The sequence below is a fragment of the Streptomyces sp. NPDC037083 genome (assembly GCF_055606485.1).
In genome coordinates, this window is sequence record NZ_JBVJSQ010000001.1 from 940,468 (window position 1) to 958,504 (window position 18,037).

12 protein-coding genes and 1 pseudogene are annotated in these 18,037 nt (G+C 70.8%); 5 read left to right on the plus strand and 8 right to left on the minus strand.

The features are described 5' to 3' along the window. Nucleotides 1-44: 44 nt before the first annotated feature. The gene (locus ACZ7DE_RS04355) at nt 45-638 is read left to right on the plus strand and encodes a DUF7848 domain-containing protein (RefSeq protein ID WP_470757714.1); all 594 of its coding nucleotides are present in this window, start codon (nt 45-47) and stop codon (nt 636-638) included. Here the strand turns inward: ACZ7DE_RS04355 and ACZ7DE_RS04360 are convergent. Together ACZ7DE_RS04360 and ACZ7DE_RS04365 are read right to left on the minus strand one after the other, a co-directional pair. Further along, nucleotides 625-1,626 carry an isopenicillin N synthase family dioxygenase gene (locus ACZ7DE_RS04360; protein ID WP_470757716.1) on the minus strand — a complete coding sequence of 334 codons (1,002 nt, stop codon included), beginning with the start codon at nt 1,624-1,626 and terminating at the stop codon, nt 625-627. The genes ACZ7DE_RS04355 and ACZ7DE_RS04360 overlap by 14 nt on opposite strands. After that, on the minus strand, nt 1,619-2,077 hold the full coding sequence (locus tag ACZ7DE_RS04365; protein WP_470757718.1) for a nucleoside deaminase: 459 nt from the start codon (nt 2,075-2,077) through the stop codon (nt 1,619-1,621). Before ACZ7DE_RS04365 ends, ACZ7DE_RS04360 begins: the two co-directional genes overlap by 8 nt. A 260-nt stretch (nt 2,078-2,337) precedes the next feature. Here ACZ7DE_RS04365 and ACZ7DE_RS04370 point away from each other — a divergent pair, with 260 nt between their 5' ends. Further along, on the plus strand, nt 2,338-3,063 hold the full coding sequence (locus tag ACZ7DE_RS04370; protein WP_470757720.1) for a dienelactone hydrolase family protein: 726 nt from the start codon (nt 2,338-2,340) through the stop codon (nt 3,061-3,063). A gap of 139 nt (nt 3,064-3,202) precedes the next feature. Next, on the plus strand, nt 3,203-3,988 hold the full coding sequence (locus ACZ7DE_RS04375; RefSeq protein ID WP_470757722.1) for a CDP-alcohol phosphatidyltransferase family protein: 786 nt from the start codon (nt 3,203-3,205) through the stop codon (nt 3,986-3,988). On the opposite strand, the pseudogene ACZ7DE_RS04380 reads toward ACZ7DE_RS04375, so the two are convergent. Beyond that, nucleotides 3,927-4,409: pseudogene (locus ACZ7DE_RS04380) on the minus strand (MerR family transcriptional regulator); the annotation flags it as partial. The gene ACZ7DE_RS04375 and the pseudogene ACZ7DE_RS04380 sit on opposite strands and share 62 nt — an antisense overlap. Nucleotides 4,410-4,411: 2 nt before the next feature. On the opposite strand from ACZ7DE_RS04380, the gene ACZ7DE_RS04385 reads away from it, so the two are divergent. Both ACZ7DE_RS04385 and ACZ7DE_RS04390 read left to right on the plus strand, forming a co-directional pair. Next, on the plus strand, nt 4,412-11,074 hold the full coding sequence (locus tag ACZ7DE_RS04385; RefSeq protein ID WP_470757724.1) for a ricin-type beta-trefoil lectin domain protein: 6,663 nt from the start codon (nt 4,412-4,414) through the stop codon (nt 11,072-11,074). A 14-nt stretch (nt 11,075-11,088) separates the two neighbouring features. After that, on the plus strand, nt 11,089-11,787 hold the full coding sequence (locus ACZ7DE_RS04390) for a hypothetical protein (RefSeq protein WP_470757726.1): 699 nt from the start codon (nt 11,089-11,091) through the stop codon (nt 11,785-11,787). A 591-nt stretch (nt 11,788-12,378) separates the two neighbouring features. On the opposite strand, the gene ccsB is transcribed toward ACZ7DE_RS04390, so the two are convergent. From ccsB to ACZ7DE_RS04415, 5 genes are all read right to left on the minus strand, one after another. After that, nucleotides 12,379-13,512, minus strand: a complete 1,134-nt coding sequence (gene ccsB, locus ACZ7DE_RS04395; protein WP_470757728.1) for a c-type cytochrome biogenesis protein CcsB — start codon at nt 13,510-13,512, stop codon at nt 12,379-12,381. Next, nucleotides 13,509-15,221, minus strand: a complete 1,713-nt coding sequence (resB, locus tag ACZ7DE_RS04400) for a cytochrome c biogenesis protein ResB (RefSeq protein WP_470757730.1) — start codon at nt 15,219-15,221, stop codon at nt 13,509-13,511. The genes ccsB and resB overlap by 4 nt, the downstream gene beginning before the upstream one ends. Nucleotides 15,222-15,224: 3 nt before the next feature. Next, on the minus strand, nt 15,225-15,995 hold the full coding sequence (locus ACZ7DE_RS04405) for a cytochrome c biogenesis CcdA family protein (protein WP_470757731.1): 771 nt from the start codon (nt 15,993-15,995) through the stop codon (nt 15,225-15,227). A 1-nt stretch (nt 15,996) separates the two neighbouring features. Beyond that, entirely contained in the window at nt 15,997-16,629 is a 633-nt protein-coding gene (locus tag ACZ7DE_RS04410; protein ID WP_470757733.1) for a TlpA family protein disulfide reductase, read from the minus strand. A gap of 66 nt (nt 16,630-16,695) precedes the next feature. Further along, nucleotides 16,696-18,036: a polysaccharide deacetylase family protein gene (locus ACZ7DE_RS04415; protein ID WP_470758002.1), complete on the minus strand. Its 1,341-nt coding sequence runs from the start codon at nt 18,034-18,036 to the stop codon at nt 16,696-16,698. Between the last annotated feature and the right edge of the window lies 1 nt (nt 18,037).

The window sequence follows — 18,037 nt, forward strand, 5'->3', positions numbered from 1 at the left end:
ACACCCAGAGTCACGAAGTCGGTACGGAGAGGGCACGGACGCGCATGACCGCAAGCACCGAGAACCAGTTCGAAACGGGAACGGTCGTCTACGATCCCGCGTCGGACACCGTCGGCGCGTACCAGGGCAAGGCGGGCCCGTACGCGCTGCTGCGGCCGGTCGGCGGCGGCCGGGAGTGGGAGGCCCGCCCCGAGTCGCTGCGCCCGGCCACCCCCGCCGAACGCCTCAGCGCGGGCGTCCGCGCGGCCAACTCCCGCTCGTTCCAGGGACCGCCGGAGCCCCTCGCCGCCGCCCCGGCCCCCGTCCGCGACTGCGCGGCCTGCGCCGATCTGGCCGCCCTGCGCGACGACGCCCGCGTCCGTCACGACGGCAGCGCCGAGACCGACGCGGACGTCCTGCTCCGCCGCCACCAACTCCGCTACCACGCCCCCCTCCTGGGGCTGCGGGAGTACGCGCTCGTGCCGGACGCCTCGGCCGGGGCGGAGTACGAGACGTCGTGCACCGAGTGCCCGGCCGGGTCCGGAGCCCGGCCGAGCCCTGCCGACGCCGAGGAGTGGCAGCGCGGGCACACCCGGGAGACCGGGCACAGCCGCTACCGCCGTACCGTCGCCGACTACGCGGTGCTCAGTTCACCGTGATGGAGTCCAGCTTCTGGCGCAGATACACATGCGAGTCGACCGGTTCGTACGCCACCCGGCCGACCGGGGCGGGCACGGACTCCACGAGCGTGCCCGGGGTGCACTCGCCGAAGTAGACGAGGGACATCAGCTCCTCGGCGGGCTCTTCGGCCGGGGGCGGGAGGACCCGGTGCCGGCCGGAGCGCCAGCGGTCGCCGGTCCAACGCGCCAGCAGGTCACCGACGTTGACGGTGAACGCCTCCGGGTCGAAGGGCGCGTCCTCCCAGCCGCCGTCGTCCGTCCAGACCTGGAGCCCGCCCTTTCCGGCCTGCCGGTCGAGGATGGTGACCGTCCCGAAGTCGGTGTGCGGGCCGATGCGGAACTGCCCGGGCTGCGGCTCGCCGACGACCTCAGTCCCCGGATACCAGTTGATGTTGAAGCCGTAGGTCGGACGGTCCATGTGGCGGGAGAAGAAGTCCGGTTCGAGGCCGAGCGCCTCGCCGAGCAGGGCGAGCAGCTCCTTCTCCAGGCCGGCCATCCGCTCCAGGTACTCCTCGCACAACGCCCGGAGCCGCGGCGTCTGCGCCGGCCAGACGTTCGGCGCGTACCACTCGGCGTTGACGACCGGGTCGTCCAAGGGCTCATGGGTGGCGAAGGTCAGGGACTCCTTCAGGTCGGGGGGCGTCTCGGTGCCCTCCGCGTAGCCGTTGGCCTCCGCGCCGGGCCCGAGCCAGCCGCGCCCGCCGACCTTCGCCGCGTACGGCTGCTTGGCCGCGGCGGGGAGGGTGAAGAACTCCCGCGCGGCCTCCCGGATGCGGCGGCGCAGACCGGGGTCGACGCCGTGACCGGTGACCAGGAGGAACCCGGCGGTCTGCAGGGCCTCGTCGACGGTGCGGGCGATCGCGGCCCGGGCCTCGGGGTCGCCGTCCCGCCAGGGTCGCAGGTCGACGGTCGGGATCCGGGGAGCGGCGGGGACGCGGGGGGCCGGGGCGGCAGTGGGGTCAGACACCGATGTCCTCGTTCCAGAGTGCGGGATGCTTCTCGATGAAATCGCGCATCATCGCGACGCACTCGGCGTCGTCCAGGAGCACGATGTCCACGCCGTTTTCCGCCAGCCGGTCGTGGCCGCCGTGGAAGGTGGCCGCCTCTCCGACGACCACCCGGGAGATGCCGAACTGGCGGACCAGGCCGGAGCAGTACCAGCACGGCGAGAGGGTCGTGACCATCGTCGTGCCGCGGTACGACCGTTGCCGGCCCGCCGCGCGGAACGCCGCCGTCTCGGCGTGCACGGAGGGGTCGTCGTCCTGGACGCGCCGGTTGTGGCCGCGGCCCAGGAGCGTGCCGTCCGCGCCGTACAGGGCGGCGCCGATCGGGATGCCGCCCTCGGCGAGACCGGCCCGGGCCTCGCCGAGGGCCGTGGCCAGCCAGGTCCGTGCCGTCGCCCGATCCAGAAGGTCCATGCCCTCATGCTCCTGTCGCGGGCGGCGCGGGGCAATGCGGGACCACTCCGGCCTCGGGGAACATCGTCCGGCCGCCCGGCCCGGTGAAAACCCGTTGGCGGACCACGGCGACCACTGCTAGTTTCCCGGAGGCCGTGCGAGAGAACGAGGAGGTGGTACCCGTGAACGCAGGATCGACATGGGTGCTCCCCTCCGGGGTCACGGTCGGGCGACAGGTCGTCCGGGAGCGCCGTTCCTGAGCCCTCCCGAAAGGCACGACCATGCAGTTCACTTCCGAGCAGCGCCTCGACGACGGCGTCCTCGAGCGCGAATTCACCCTCGGTGAGATCCCCGGCACCCTGTGGACGCCTGAATCCGCCGCACCGGCCCCGCTGATCCTGATGGCCCACAACAACGGCCTGCCCAAGGCGGACCCCCGGCTGGTGGCCCGGGCCCGGTACACCGCGGCGCGCGGCTACGCGGTGGCCGGCATCGACGCCGCCGGGTGCGGTGACCGTCCCCGTTCCGCCGCCGACGAGCAGGCCCGTGCCGACCTCCGGCGGGCGATGCAGGCCGGCGAGCCGGTCGACGAGATCTTCGAGTCCTTCATCGGTCCGCTGGTCGAAAACGCGGTCCCGGAATGGCGGACCACTCTGGACGCCCTCCTCGAGCTGCCCGAGATCGGCGGCCCGGTCGGGTACTCCGGGGGATGGACCGCCCTCGGCATTCGGCTGGCGGTGGTCGAGCCGCGCATCAGGGCCGCGGGCTTCTTCGCCGGGGGATACGTGCCCCGTGCCCAGCGCGAGGAGGCCCGGCAGGTCACCATTCCGCTGCTGTTCCTGCTGCAGTGGGACGACGAAGGGAACCCCCGGCAGCGGGCCCTGGACCTGTTCGACGCCTTCGGCAGCAAGGAGAAGACGCTGCACGCCAATCCGGGCGGGCACACCGGCACCCCGTGGTTCGAGCTCGAGGACGGGTGCCGGTTCCTGGACCGACACCTGAAGTGAGGCCGGCCCGTCCGGGCGGGCAGCAGCCGGCAGGCACGGCGGCCGCCCGCCCGGACGGGACCCAACCGCCCCGCCGTGGCGGCCACTTGGACGATCTGTAGCCTGGCCCGGTCGTCGTGGGCTCGTAGGAGGAACGTTCATGGTTGCTGCTCCGGTGCTGGAGGAGCTGCGGGAGGTCTGCCAGCCGCAGGCCAAGCTGGCGAGCCGCAACGGCGAACACTGGGCGGGCCGGCTGTACATGCGGCGGGTCTCCCTGCGGTTCACCCGTCAGCTGGTGCGCACCCGGGTCACCCCGGACCAGCTGACCTGGACGATGGTGGTGTGCGGGGTGCTGTCCGGGGCCGCGCTGCTGATCCCGGGCCTCGCCGGGGCCGTCCTCGCCGCCCTCCTGATGCAGTTTTTCCTGCTCTTCGACTGCGTGGACGGCGAGGTCGCCCGCTGGAAGGGCCAGAACAGCGCGACCGGCATCTACGTCGACCGGCTCGGCGCGTACCTCGCCGACGCGGCGCTGATGACCGGCTTCGGCTTCCGCGCCGCGCAGTCGGGGCTCGGCGGCTGGGCGGGCTTCAACGGCTGGGTGTCCCTCGGCCTGGTGACCGCGCTCGGCGTCGTGCTGCTGAAGGCGTCGACCGACCTGGTGGACGTGGCCCGGGCCCGGCGCGGGCTCGCGGTCGCCGACGACGAGGCCGCCGCGCCGCGCTCACAGGGCGTCGCCTCGGTGCGCCGGCTCGCCGCCGCGTTCAAGATCCACCGGGTGACCAACGGCATCGAGGCGTCCCTGGTCCTGCTCGTCGTGGCGTGCGCCGACGCGGCCACCGGCTCGGTCGGCCCGACCCGTTGGGCGCTGGCCGCCGTCGCCGTCATCACCTGGCTGATGGTCCCGGCCCACCTGCTGTCGATCCTGTCGTCGTCCCGCCTGCGCTGACGACCTCCAGGTAGGCGTGCAGACGGCCCGCTCCCGCCAGCATCGCGCGGGTGCGGGCCGTCAGCGCCTCCCCGCGGGCCGCCAGCACGGACCGCAGCGCCGCCTCGCCGCCGCCCTCCCGGCGCAGTTCCGCGAGCACCGGCCGGATCTGCGCAAACAGGTAGTGCCCGCGGCGCAGACTGTGCACGATCCGCGCGTCCCGCACCTCGGCGGGCCCGTAGACGCGGTACCGCGTCCCGCGCTCGCGCGGCGGGGCGATGAGACCGGCCGCCTCCCACACCCGCAGCGCCGACGTCCGCACCCCGAGCAGCCGGGCCACGTCCCCGATCCGCAGACCGGAGCGTGCGGCGGCCTCGGTGGTCCCGGGGGATCCGGCGGCTTCCGCGGCCAGCGCCTCCCCGGTGGCCCGCAGGGCGAGCCGGGGTGGGCGCCGCAGCCGTCCCGCAGTCGGGCACCCCCACCGACACCAGCACCGACTCCGCGTGGGGCGTGCCGGTCTTCCATCCGCAGAGCGGCGACCCCTGCTACGACTCGGCCAAGGGCAAGGCCTCCCGTTGCGCCAAGCCCGAGGGCTGGCGCTGGAACCTCGACTTCGTCGTCTCGCCCAACGGCCTGGTCCAGCGGTACGACTACACCACCGAGACCAACTACTACAGCCTCGGTGGCGGCCAGGCGCCCGACGGCGACTTCGGCAGCCTCACCTCGTACGTCCGGGGCGGCACCCTCGACAAGATCAGTTACGGCTACACGCTCGCCGACGCCCGGGCCAAGCGGGACCCTTCGGCACAGGTGGTCTTCAACTCCGCGCAGCGCTGCCAGCCGACCGCGACCTTCACCGACTGCTCCGCGGACAACCTCAAGGACGAGACCTCCCCGCACTGGCCCGATGTGCCGTGGGACCTGCACTGCGACGCGACGGACAGCACCACGATCCCCGAAGGGTCCACCACCGTCCCGAAGGACGTCTGTGTGATCGCGGGACCGACCTTCTGGTCGACCACGCGCCTGGACACCATCACCACCCTCGTCCACGTCAAGGACGACGCGAACAGCACCGACAAGCTGATCCCGGTCGACTCCTACCGTCTCAGCCACGTCTTCTCCGACGCCGGCGGCTCCGTCGACCCGGTCACCGGTACCTCGGTGGACCCCAAGAACTCCGGGTTCCTACAAGCAGTGATGTGGCTGCAGACGATCCAGCACACCGGCAAGGACACCTACGCCAACGGCAACAGCGACATCGCCTTGAACAAGGTGGCGTTCACGGGCACCGAGATCGACAACCGCGTCAACGACGTGTCGCCCTCGGCCCCTCCGCTGTACCACCCGCGGATCTCCACGATCCAGACGGAGACCGGTGAGTCGATCGCGGTCGACTACAACCTCGACCCGTGCGCGGGCAAGAGTCTCTCCTTCGCCGACGCGGACTCCAACACCAACTCCTGCTACCCCGTGTACTGGAGCGTTCCGGGGGCCTCGAAGCCGATCGAGGACTGGTTCAACAAGATCACCGTGCACACGGTGACCACCTCCGATCTCACCATCGCCTCCGCCTACCGCCCCGACGGCACAGCCGCTCCGGCCGGCTCGGCCTCACGCGTGGCGACGTACAGCTACGCGGGTGCCGCCTGGCACCGTGACGACTCCGCCTCCACCGACGACCAGTACCGCACCTGGGGCCAGTTCCGCGGGTTCCGCACCGTGACCGTCCGCACCGGACGAGCCCCCGAGCCGGTCACCCAGACCGTCTCCACGTATCTGCAGGGCATGGACGGCGACTACAAGGCGAACGGCACTCGCCGCTCGGTGAGCGTGCCCGCCAAGGTCGGCGGCTCGGTCGTGCAGACAGTCACCGACGCCGACCAGTTGGCGGGCACCGAGCTGCAGAAGGACGTCTACACCGAGACCGGCGGCACCATCACCGCCACCAGCGTCAACGCGCCCTTCACCTTCACCGGGACCGCCAGCAGCCCCCAGATCGCCTGGTCCGGCTGGGACGCGGCCGACCACCCCGGCGAGACCAAGCCGGCCCTGTCCGCTCTGCCGCCGCTGGCCGCATACCGGATGAAGAACACGCAGAGCCACGACTACGCGAAGCTCGCCGACGGCACCTGGCGCCACACCCGAACCGACACCGCCTACGACGCCCAGGGCCGGGTCTCCACGGTCGACGCGCACGGCGACGTGACCGACGCGAGCCAGGAGAAGTGCACGACCACGGCATACGCGACCGCACCGACGAGCAACCCGACGATGCTGTCGTACCCGAACCGGATCACCTCCGTGCACGGCCCCTGCGGCACCGCCGTGGGAACGTCGACCCTGCTGTCGGACCGGAAGATCTACTACAAGGGCGACGGCACCCTCACCGGTCTCGGCGCCTTCGGCGAGGTCTCGGCCGGTGCCACCGCCACCGCCACGCAGATGGCCACCGGGTTCACCGGCGCCACCGAGAACTGGCTGACCTCGGCCGCCATGAAGTACGACGGCGCCGGCCGGGTCACCGACGCCCTCGACGCCACCGGCCAGAACACCCACACCGACTACGACCCGCCGTGGAGCTCCACCGGCGACAACACGGACCCCACCACGGTCACCACCACCAACAGCAAGGGCTGGAAGGTCACCTCCACCCAGTCGCCGCTGCGCGGGCTGGAGACCCGGCACGTCGACGCGAACGGCCGTAAGACCGAGATCGCGTACGACGCCCTCGGCCGCCGAACCGCGGTCTGGCTGCCCGGCCGTGACAAGGGCGCGGGCCAGAGCGCCGACCGGATCTTCGCCTACTCGGTCAACCCGGGCGCCGTCGCGGCGCCCGGCGGCACCGTCACCCAGCCTGGTGCTCCCACCTCCGTCACCACCAAGACGCTGCGTGAGGACGGCTCTTACAACGTCAGCGTCGCCCTCTACGACGGAATGCTCCAGCCGCGGCAGACGCAGAGCACTCCGCAGGGCGACAGCGACACCGGCCGGATCGTGGCCGACACCTTCTACGACTCGCACGGCTGGCCCGTCACTTCCTACGCCCCCTACTACGAGCCGACCACCGCGCCCTCCGGCACGCTCTTCGCGGCGAACGAGAACCAGATCCCGTCGGAGAGCACCACCGCCTACGACGGCCAGGGACGGGCCGTCACCTCGACCCTGTGGCACCAGGCCGTCGAGCAGTGGCACAGCTCCACCGCCTACCCGGGTGCCGACCGGACCGACAGCACGCCCCCGGCCGGCGGCCGCACGACCTCCGCCTTCACCAACGCGCTCGGGCAGACCGTGCGCTCCGTGGTCGAGAACACCGACGCCACCGTGACCCTGCACGGCGGGGACGTGATCCCCTCCGGCACCTCGCTCGCCTCCGACAGCGTACGGCTGACCATGCAGGCGGACGGCAACCTGGTGCTCAGCGCGCTGGCCACCGGCAAGACCGTGTGGTCCAGCGGGACAGCGGGCAACCCGGGCGCCTACGCCACGTTCGGCACGGACGGAAACCTCGCCGTCTCCACCACGGCCGGCGCGGTGAAGTGGACCACCGGCCTGGCCGCATCGAGGGACTCCACCCTCCAGGTGAGGGCCGACTCCACCGTCGCAGTGGTCGCGAGCGACGGCAGCACGACGCTGTGGAAGCAGGGCACGGCGGGCGCCGTGCCGTCGGCCGACGCCGCCACGACGTACACGTACACGCCGGGCGGCCAGGTCGAGTCGGTCAAGGACAACGCCGGCAACACCTGGTCCTACAGCTACAACCTGCTCGGCCAGCCGCTCACGCAGAACGACCCCAACACGGGCACGGTCAGCTTCGACAAGTACGACGTGGCCGGCAACCTGCTCCAGACCACGGACGCCCGCGGCCAGATCCTGTCGTTCACTTACGACTGGAACAACCGCCGCACAGGCGAGTACAAAGACGCCTGGCAGAGCACTCCGGACCCGGCCAAGCTCCAGGCGAGCTGGGTGTACGACACGATCGTCAAGGGATACCCGACCTCCTCGACCCGCTATGTCGGCGGCTCGACGGGCAAGGCGTACACCAAGGCCGTCACCGGCTACAACACCGCCTACCAGCCGCTCGGAAACACCCTGACCATCCCCGCTTCGGACGGCTTCGCCGAAGCCGGCCAGACCGCCGCCCCGGCGAGCGGGACCGTCACGTACAAGGCGACCGCGGACTACACGCCCACGATCGGCCTGCTGTCCACCACCCACTACCAGGCCGACGGCAAGCTGCCGATGGAGGACGTGGACTACGGCTACACCCAACAGGGCAATCTGGACACCTTCGGCGGGTACATCAACGCGGCCAACACCCCTGCCTACCTGTCCGCGACCGTCCACGACTCCTTCGGCCGCGTCCAGCAGACCAACTACGGCCCGACGGGCAAGCAGTTGGCCACCTTCGCCCAGTACGACACCACCACCGGGCGGGTCGTCCAGACCAGCAGCATGGCGCAGACCTCGGCCACCGCGCTCGACGTCGCCAACTACCGCTACAACCAGGTCGGCGAGGTCACCGCCATCGACGACCTGCAGAACAACTCCACCCACGACACACAGTGCTTCACTTATGACTCCTTCCAGCGCCTGACCCAGGCCTGGACGGACACCGCCGGGATCACCTCCCCGTCCGCGGCGCCCGTCGGCGCGGTCGGCGGCTGCGCAACCGGCCGCGTGCAGACCACCAGCAGCGGCCAGATCAAGACCACCACGGTCGGTGGCCCCGCGCCGTACTGGCAGACGTACGCCTACGACCAGCTCGGTGACCGCACCGGCATGGTCGACCACGACCCGGCCGGGAACGCGCTCGCCGACACCACCCAGTCCATCGCCTACACCGGCACGAACGCGACCGTCTCGGCCGCGCTGCCCAACCAGGCGGGCACCACGGTCAACGCCGACCCCAGCGAGGGAACCGCGACCTGGACCAACTCCTACGCGGACCCCTCGTACGGCAACAAGAACGCCGGCAACACCATCACCCGCAAGGTCACCACCACCGGCCCGCTGAGCACCGGCTTCGCGCTCTCGGGCGGCGGCAAGCTGTGCGCGCAGACCGCCGGCGGCGCCGCCGCCGCGGGCACCAAGGTACAGATCAACACCTGCTCGGGCACCGCTACGGCGCAGAAGTGGACCATCGGCACGGACGGCACCGTCAAGGTGCTCGGCATGTGCCTGGACACCGCGTCCAACGGCACCGCGGCCGGCGCCCTGGCGGTGATCGACACCTGCAGCGCCGACGCCACCCAGAAGTGGAAGGCCACGACCACCGGCACCCTGGTCAGCAACGCCAACAGCACGATGTGCCTGACGGACGCCGCGGCCAGTGCCACCAAGGGCGCGCAGCTGACCCTTGCGGCCTGTGGCGGAGCGGGACAGCTGTGGAACGGGGCGGAGACCGGCGCGGTCCCGGCCGGCCAGACCCAGACCCTGTCCTACGACCCCGAGGGCCACACCGCCTCGGTGACCACTCCCTCCGGCACCACCGCCAACACCAGCAAGTACCTGTACGACGCCGACGGCCAACTGCTCATGCAGACCGGCGCCTCGGGCGGGGCCGACAAGACCCGCATCCTGTACCTGTTCGGCGGCGCCGAGCAGATCACCCTGAACGTCACGGCGAAGACCTGGACCGGTCTGCGCCACTACAAGGGCCCGGACGGGACGACCATCACCCGTACCAGCGGGGGCTCCGTCAGCTACCAGATCGCGAACGCCCAGGGCACGTCGGCCACTTCTGTGGACGCCGGAAGCCTGCTCGCCACCCGCAGGTACTACGACCCGTACGGCAACGCGCGGGGGCCGAAGCCCACCTCCTGGGTGGCGCCGGACGAGAACCGCGGATTCCTGAACCAACCCCTGGACCAGACCACCGGCCTCAATCTGCTCGGCGCGCGCAACTACGACGCCGTCACCGGACGCTTCCTGAGCCCGGACCCGGTGTTCCAGGCCGGCGACCCCAACCAGATGGGCGGGTACACGTACGCGGCCGACAACCCGGCCAGCAGCAGCGACGCCAGCGGCATGGACGACTGGTACAACGACCCGAACATGAACAAGTGCGTGATCGACTGCGGCAGCGGTTCGACCACCACCACCACGACCGTCACCACCACGACCACCACCTCTTCCGGCGGTGGCGGCGGGGGCGACGACGACGGCTGCGACGGATTCTGGGGTTGCGTCGGCCACTACCTGAAGAAGGCCGCACCGGTCATCGTCGTGGTGGTCGTCGTGGTCGTGGTCGTCGTCGCGGCCTCGGCCTGCACCGCCGAGTCCGGTGGACTGCTCGGCCCGGCCTGCGTCGAAGGCGCCGGCGCGGCCTTCGCCGCCACCTGCGGCGCGATGCTGGGTGACTGCGGCCCCGGCCCGGGCGGCGAGGGGCTCTCGGAAACGGCCCGGGAGGACTCCAGCGCGGCAGGCAAGGGCGCCAAACCTTCCGGCGAGTCCGGCCCGACGGGCCCCAAGGGCGCGGCTTCGGCGGGCAGCGCCACGAAGGAGGCCTCGGAGAACGCGGCCGGTGCCAACGCGGCGGCCCCGAAGAAGGCTTCCGTCCAGGACTCGGCGGAATCCTCGTCGGCCTCCTCGGCTGCCCCGGACGCACCGTCCACCGGAACCGCGCAGACCCGCTCGGTACGGGCAGATCCCGCCTCTCGGGAGATCACCGACGTCAAGCAGCTCAACGGCTCGGCCCGCCGCATCGCGACAGCCCTTGCGCGCAAGGGGCCCAAGGGCCGGATCGGGATCGGCAGCGGTGCCCCCGTCCAGGCGCTCGCCGACGCCTCGCAGGCGCTCTACATGGAGATCGGCGTCGTGCAGAACATGAAGACGGGCAAACTGTCCGCGATCCTGGGCACCTCCCCGACCGCCACCGTGTTCCGACTGACACGGAACGAGGTGATCGTCTCGCATGTGCACCCCTCCTGGGCTGCGGACGCACGCGAGGTGGAGGGCGACATCAACCACGCCAGATACCTTGAATCCGTGATCGACTGGAGCGGTAACCTGCTCTACTACGACGGCGGCGGGGTGATCGAGAATCCAGGGGTGTCCTTCGTGAACGGCCTCGGATACTTCGTCGGCCGTCCCAGGGGCTGAAAGGAGCGCGAGCGATGCACCCCGTAGCGCTTCCCAGCTGCCGCTTCTGCGGCGACCGGATCGTCGGGCTGGAAGGTCAGGACTGCATGCTGCCCGCCTACTCCCTGGGAGAGGACGAGGCCGGTCGGCGCATCGAGGCCGGCGGCTGGACCGGGGCCGCGCACCAGCGGTGCCTGGTCGAATCGGCCGCCGGACCGGACTGGGCGACGGTACTGACCCGGTGGAACGCCGCCGGGGCTGCACCGGGCGGGCGGGCCCTGTTCCCCGGGGGCGAGGTCGCTTGGATCCCCGGCGCGGACCAGTACCGGTTCGTCTGGTCCGACGGCCGACAGCTCACGCTTCGACAGGGTGAGCTGGATGCTGCCGAAGACCGGGCAGGGGTGTGGTGCGCGCGGCTGCGCACCCTGCTCGCCTCGACCGACAGCGAGGCCTGGGACGCGGTGACGGAACGAATGCGCCCGGCCGTAGTCGACGGAATGCTCCCGCTGGGCGACCTGATGGCCGCCCTCGATGTGGCGACCGCCAAGTACGACCCCGACGTGGTGCGGTCCGGGCTGGTCACCATCGGACGGATGCGGGACTCCTGGCGGGGCCGCGTCGCCCTCGGCCCCTACAAGAAGTGCAAGGACTGCGTGGTCGTCCACTATCGGGTCGCTCTCCCGGCCGAGGCGCACAGCGCGGCCCGGACGCTCACGGCCCTTCGCCTGCGTTGACGGTTCCTGCGACACGGTGATTGCAGTGACCTGCCCAGAAGCGCAGTGGTCTGCCCACCCGTGGTCCTTCCCGGAGGCCGGCGGAAGGAGGGAGCCTCGGCGTCGCGCCCGGCGCGGTCGGCGCCGGGGTGGGCCCCGACTCTCGTCGAGCGGCTGCCGCCGCAACTCGAAGAACGTCCGTCCGCTCAGCCGTTCGTCCATGACCTGCACGAGGCGGGCTTCGGCTCGATGCTCGCCAACCTGCTGTGCGGCAACCGGAACCTCCACTCCCCGACCGCCGCGGCCAAGATCCTGGCCCTGGTGGGGTGCGCCCAGGCGGTAAGGACTGCTGGGAGTGTTGTCGGGCGGCCGGCTGGCCGTCCCTCGTCGTCACCGCGTCAGGGAAGGGCAGGGACCGGCTTTGAACCCCTGGATGATCGAAGCCGACCGGTCCGCGCACTTTAACGGCTGTCCTGGGCGACCGTCCGCTCCCCTGAGTCCCCCGAGTCCCCCGAGGGCCCTCCTGCCCGTCCGCACGGCGAAGGCCGGCTCCCGTGACTCAGGTCATGGGAACCGGCCTCAGTCATGGGAACCGGCCTTCGACGTGCCTGCTCAGAAGCTGATGCCCGTCAGCGCGCCCAGGCTCTTCACGTCGGCGTAGGAGTGCTTGCCGGAGATGAAGATGTTGACGCCGTAGTAGTTGAACAGCCAGCAGCCGAAGGCGAGCAGGGCCAGGTAGGCGGCCTTGCGGCCCTTCCAGCCGGCGGTCGCGCGGGCGTGCAGGTAGCAGGCGTAGGCGACCCAGGTGATGAACGACCAGGTCTCCTTGGGGTCCCAGCCCCAGTAGCGGCCCCACGCGTCACCCGCCCAGATCGCGCCCGCGATGATCGTGAACGTCCACAGCGGGAAGACGGCCGCGTTGACGCGGTAGGCGAACTTGTCGAGGGAGGCGGAGGCGGGCAGCCGGTCCAGGACCGAGTTCGCGAACCTGCCGGGCTTGCCGCCGGTCGCGAGCTTGTTCTCGTACGCGTCCTTGAACAGGTACAGGATCGTGGCGACCGCGCCGACATAGAACACCGCGCCGCAGAAGATGGCCGTGGAGACGTGGATGTACAGCCAGTACGAGTGCAGGGCGGGGACGAGTTGGTCGCTCGCCGTGTAGAGGACCGTCACCGCGAGGCCCAGGTCCAGCAGGACCGTGGTGATCAGGAACAGGCCGAGCCAGCGCACGTTCTTCCGCAGCGCCAGCAGCCCGAGGTAGACGCCGACGGCCACCGTGGAGAAGGTGAGGTTGAACTCGTACATGTTGCCCCACGGCGCCCGCTGCACCGAGGCCGCACGGGCGACCACGCCGCCGAGCTCGACCAGGAACGCCAGCACCGTGAGCGAGATGGCGATCCGGCCGTACATGTCGCCCTGCTCGTCGCCCCCGTGCGCGCCGGGCCCGTCGGGTACGTCGCGTGCGCCGGCCGCCGAGCGCACGACGACCTGCGGACGCTCCAGGACGGCCGTGCCGCCATTCCGCTTGACGGTGACGGCCGGTCCCCCGGCCTTGGTCTTCGTCCCGGCGGTGAGCGCGGCGGCGGTACGGCCGACCTTGCTGCGGCTGCCGAAGAGCCATTCCGCGATGTACGCGAAGAAGGCCAGGGTGTAGACGGCCATCGCGGAGTAGATCAGCGTGTTGCTGATGCTCGCGAGGTGTTCGTTGGTGGCGGCGGCCAACTCGGTTGCGGCGGCGAGAGTCACTTCTCAGCCCCTTCGGCAGGTACGGCTTGGGGGTCGGGGGAATCCGAGGGACCGGGGCCGGACGCCCCGGAGGCCTGGTCGTACAGGGTCCCGGCGAGGTCGCCGAGCTCCTCGGGCACCTTGGCGGACTCGCTGCGGCCGAGGCCGGCCATCTCGACGACCGTCACGCCGTCGTCGCCCCGCACCGCGCGCACCCACACCCGGCGGCGCTGGATGAACAGGGAGCCGGCCAGTCCGAAGATCGCGGCGATGGCGCCGGCGAGCGCCCAGCCGCTCGCGGGCTGCTGGGTGACCTGGAAGTTCGCCCACTGCCTGGTGCCCTCGTAGGTGACCGAACCGGCGCCGTCGGGCAGGGTCATGGTCTCGCCGGGCTTGAGGTTCTCCCTCAGCTGCGCGCCCTTGGCGTCCTTGAACCCCTTCATGTGGGTCTTGTCGAGCTGGTACACGCTCTTCGGGATGCCCGCGTTCACGCCGAGGTCGCCGTGGTACGGCGTCAGGTTCAGCACCGGGTTGCCGAGCGCCGGGAAGGAGGAGGCCGTCTCCATGCCCTTGGTGTAGGTCGGCAGGAAGAACGCCGAGATGCCGAGCTGCTCGGTGACGCCCTTGGCGTTGCGGTAGCCGTCGAGCACCCTGATCACGCCGGTGGAGGTGACGTTGGAGTCCAGCGGCAGCAGCGGTACGGCGTCGCTGTAGACGACCTCGCCCTTGCCGTCCCGGACGGTGATGACGGGCGCGTAGCCGTGGGCGGTGAGGTAGACCTTCGAGTCGGCGATCTCCAGCGGGTGGTTGACCTTGACGACGGTCTTCTCGTCCTTGCCGTAGGCGCCCACGCTGTAGGTGAGGGCGGCCTGGTAGGTGCGCGGGGTGCCCTTGTTGGGGCCCGAGGTCTCGTACGTGCCGGTGAACTTGTCCAGGTCGAAGCTGAACGGGTTCAGGTCGTCGGTGCTGAAGAGGCTGCCCGACTTGAAGTCGTTGTACTGGGTGAGGGTGTTGGAGAACCCGTCGCCCTCGACGACCAGCTTGTTGCCCTCGGCCTTGAAGAGCTGGCCCCAGGCGAAGGCGACCAGCATCACGATCAGCGCGATGTGGAAGGCGAGGTTGCCGACCTCGCGGGCGTAGCCCTTCTCGGCGGCGACGGCGTCCCCGACGAGGTGCGAGCGGAAGCGGCGCTTCTTCAGCAGGGCGAGCGCGGCCTCACGGACCTGCTCCGGCTCGGCCTCGGTGCGCCAGGTGGTGTACGCGGGCAGCCGGTTCAGACGCCTGGGCGCACCCGGCGGGCGGCTGCGCAGCTGGCCGACGAACTGCCAGGTGCGGGGCACGATGCAGCCGATGAGGGAGACGAACAGCAGGATGTAGACCGCGGAGAACCACACCGAGCTGTAGACGTGGAAGAGGCCGAGCCGGTCGTAGAGCGGCGCGAGCGTCTCGTGTGCCTCGCGGAAGTCGGCGACCTTCGTCTCGTCGGTGCCGGACTGCGGGATCAGCGAGCCGGGGATCGCGCCGAGCGCCAGCAGCAGCAGGAGCAGCAGCGCGACCCGCATGGAGGTGAGCTGCCGCCAGAACCAGCGGGTCCAGCCGATCACGCCCATGCCGGGGGCGTCGCCCAGGGTCTCGGCGGGGGCGGTGGACAGCTGGGAGCCGGCCGCGCCGAGGTCCTTGTCGTCGGATGCGGCGGCCTCGGTCGGCGCGCTGGGCGTGGTGTTGCTCATGGATCAGATCCCCACATCGAAACCGGCGGACCAGGACTGCACGTCCTGCACGAGACGATCCCACGCACCGGTCAGCAGCAGGACACCGGTCAGGATCATCATGCTGCCGCCGATCCGCATCACCCAGACGTAGTGGCGCTTGACCCAGCCGAAGGCGCCGAGCGCCTTGCGGAAGGCGACGGCGGCGAGCACGAACGGCACGCCGAGCCCGAGGCAGTAGGCGACGGTCAGCAGGGCGCCGCGGCCGGCGCTGCCCTGCTGGGAGGAGAGGGCCAGCACGGAGGCGAGGGTGGGGCCGATGCAGGGCACCCAGCCGATGCCGAACAGGGCGCCCAGCAGCGGGGCGCCGACGAGCCCGGTGACGGGCTTCTTGTGGATGCGGAACTCGCGCTGGGTCATCCAGGGCATCAGGCCCATGAAGAAGGCGCCCATGAGGATCATGAGCACGCCCAGCACCTTGGACAGGACGTCCTGGTTCGCCTTGAGCGTGTCGCCGAAGTACCCGAACAGGGCCCCGCTGGAGACGAACACGAAGGTGAAGCCGAGGACGAAGAGGGAGGCGCCGGCGACCATCCGACCGCGCCGGGCCTCCGCCAGGTCGGTGCCGGCGACACCGGTGACGTACGAGAGGTAGCCGGGGACGAGCGGCAGGACGCACGGCGAGAAGAAGGAGACGAGACCGCCGAGCAGCGCGACGGGCAACGCGACCAGCAGCGCGCCGTTGAGCACGGTGTCGTTGTAGCCCGACGCGGCGAGCGTGGTGAGAGAGCTCACGTCACTTCTCCGCGAGGACGGGAGCGATCATCTTGCGCAGCTTGTCCTCGCTGAGCGCGGCCAGCGAGCGGGCGGCGATCTTGCCGTCCCGGTCTATGACCAGCGTCGAGGGGATGGCCTGGAGGCTGAGCGTGCCCTTCTTGAAGCGCAGCAGCAGCTTGCCCTTCGGGTCGGACAGGCTGGGGTAGGTGATGCCCTGCTGCTTCTCGAAGGCGAGGGCGTTGTCGTTGCTGGTGTCGAGCGTGTTGATGCCGACGAACTGCACGCCCCGGCCCTTGAGATCGGTGTAGACCTTCTCGAAGTTCGGCGCCTCGGCACGGCACGGGGAACACCAGGAGCCCCACACGTTCAGTACGACGATCTTGCCCTTGTACTGCTTGAGGTCGAGCTGTCCTCCGGCGACGGTCTTGCCGGACAGGTCGGGGGCGGCGTCCCGCTTGCCCAGCTCGACGGTGGAGATGCCGTCCTTGCCCATCACGAAGTTGGTGTCACCGCCGCCTCCGGAGGCGCCTCCGGAGGTGCACGCGGACAGCAACAGCGCGGCGACGGCTCCGCCGACGGCCGTGGTCAGGGCTGCACGGCGCGATGGGACCCGGTCGGTCGAGCGCGGATGGGCGTGGCTGGCGGCACTCATGTGAAAAGTTTCGCATGCCCGTTCTGGGGATCTTGCCCACCCCCCTTGCGGGGAGAAAACCGCATTTCAGGCGGCACTCGGAGAGGCGCTGGAGGTGGCCGTGCCGGTGCCGGCGGTGGTGCCTGCGGTGGTGCCCGCGGTGGCGGGGCTTGCGGCCAGGAACGCCTTCCACCCACCGGCCGGCTGCTGCCCGACGTCAAGCGTGCGCAGCTTGTCGAGGACCTCCGGCTTCTGGACGTCGATCCAGTCCACGAACTGCCGGAAGGAGACCAGCCGCACGTCGGCGCCCTTCTCCTTCTCGCGCGCGATGTGCTTGAAGGCCTCCTCGACGGCGTCCATGTAGATGCCGCCGTTCCACTGCTCGAAGTGGTTGCCTATGAAGAAGGGTGCGCGGTTCGTCTCGAATGCCCGCTTGAATCCCTGTATGTACGCCTGGGCCGCCTGCTTCTGCCAGCCCGGGTAGTTGTGGCTGGGCGCCTTGGTCGAGTTGATCGACTGGTTGGCGAGCATGTTGTAGTCCATGGAGAGGACCTCGAAACCGCGGCCGGGGAACGGTATCTGCTGCAACGGCAGGTCCCAGATGCCGTCCTTCTTCTTCGGCCACACCTGACGCCCGCCCGGCGAGGAGGCGTCATAGCGCCAGCCGAGGGCGCGGGCGGTCGGCAGCAGGTTGTCCTGACCGAGCAGACAGGGCGTACGGGCGCCGACGAGTTCCTTGTCGTAGTCGAAGGGCAGCGCGGGCAGGTCGGTCCAGCCGGTGTTGGTCCGCCACTCCTTCACGAACGACTTCGCCTGGTCGATCTCGCTGCGCCACTGCGCGGGCGTCCACTTGCCGACCGAGCCGTGACCCTCGCCGCAGAAGTGCCCGTTGAAGTGGGTGCCTATCTCGTGCCCCTCGAGCCAGGCCCGGCGGACGCCCGCGAGGGTCATCTTCACGTGGTCGTCGGTGAGATAGCCGATGTCGGAGGCGCCGCGCGGGTTGTTCGGGGGGTCGTAGAGCCGCTTCTTCGACTCGGGCAGCAGATACAGCCCGGAGAGGAAGAAGGTCATGCCGGCGCCGTGCTCCTTGGCCAGGTCGAGGAAGCGCGGGAAGAGACCGTTGCCGACCTCGCCGGCGCCGTCCCAGGAGAAGACCACGAACTGCGGCGGCTCCTGGCCGGGCTCCAGCGGCACGGGCTTGGCCGGCTGGTGGGGCTGCTTGCCGGTGAAGGAGGTGGAGCCGTCGCCGATCGGGCGGGCGGCGGGCTTCGACTTCGGGCTGCCGGAGGGCCCCTTCCCCGAGTCGCCGGAACCGCCGGCGGGGGAAGGCTCGTCCGACCCCGTGAGGCTGCCGCAGCCCACGAGTCCGGCGGCGGCAGCAGCACCGGCGCCGAGTCCGAGTGCTCCCCTTCGGGTGATGGCGCGCATG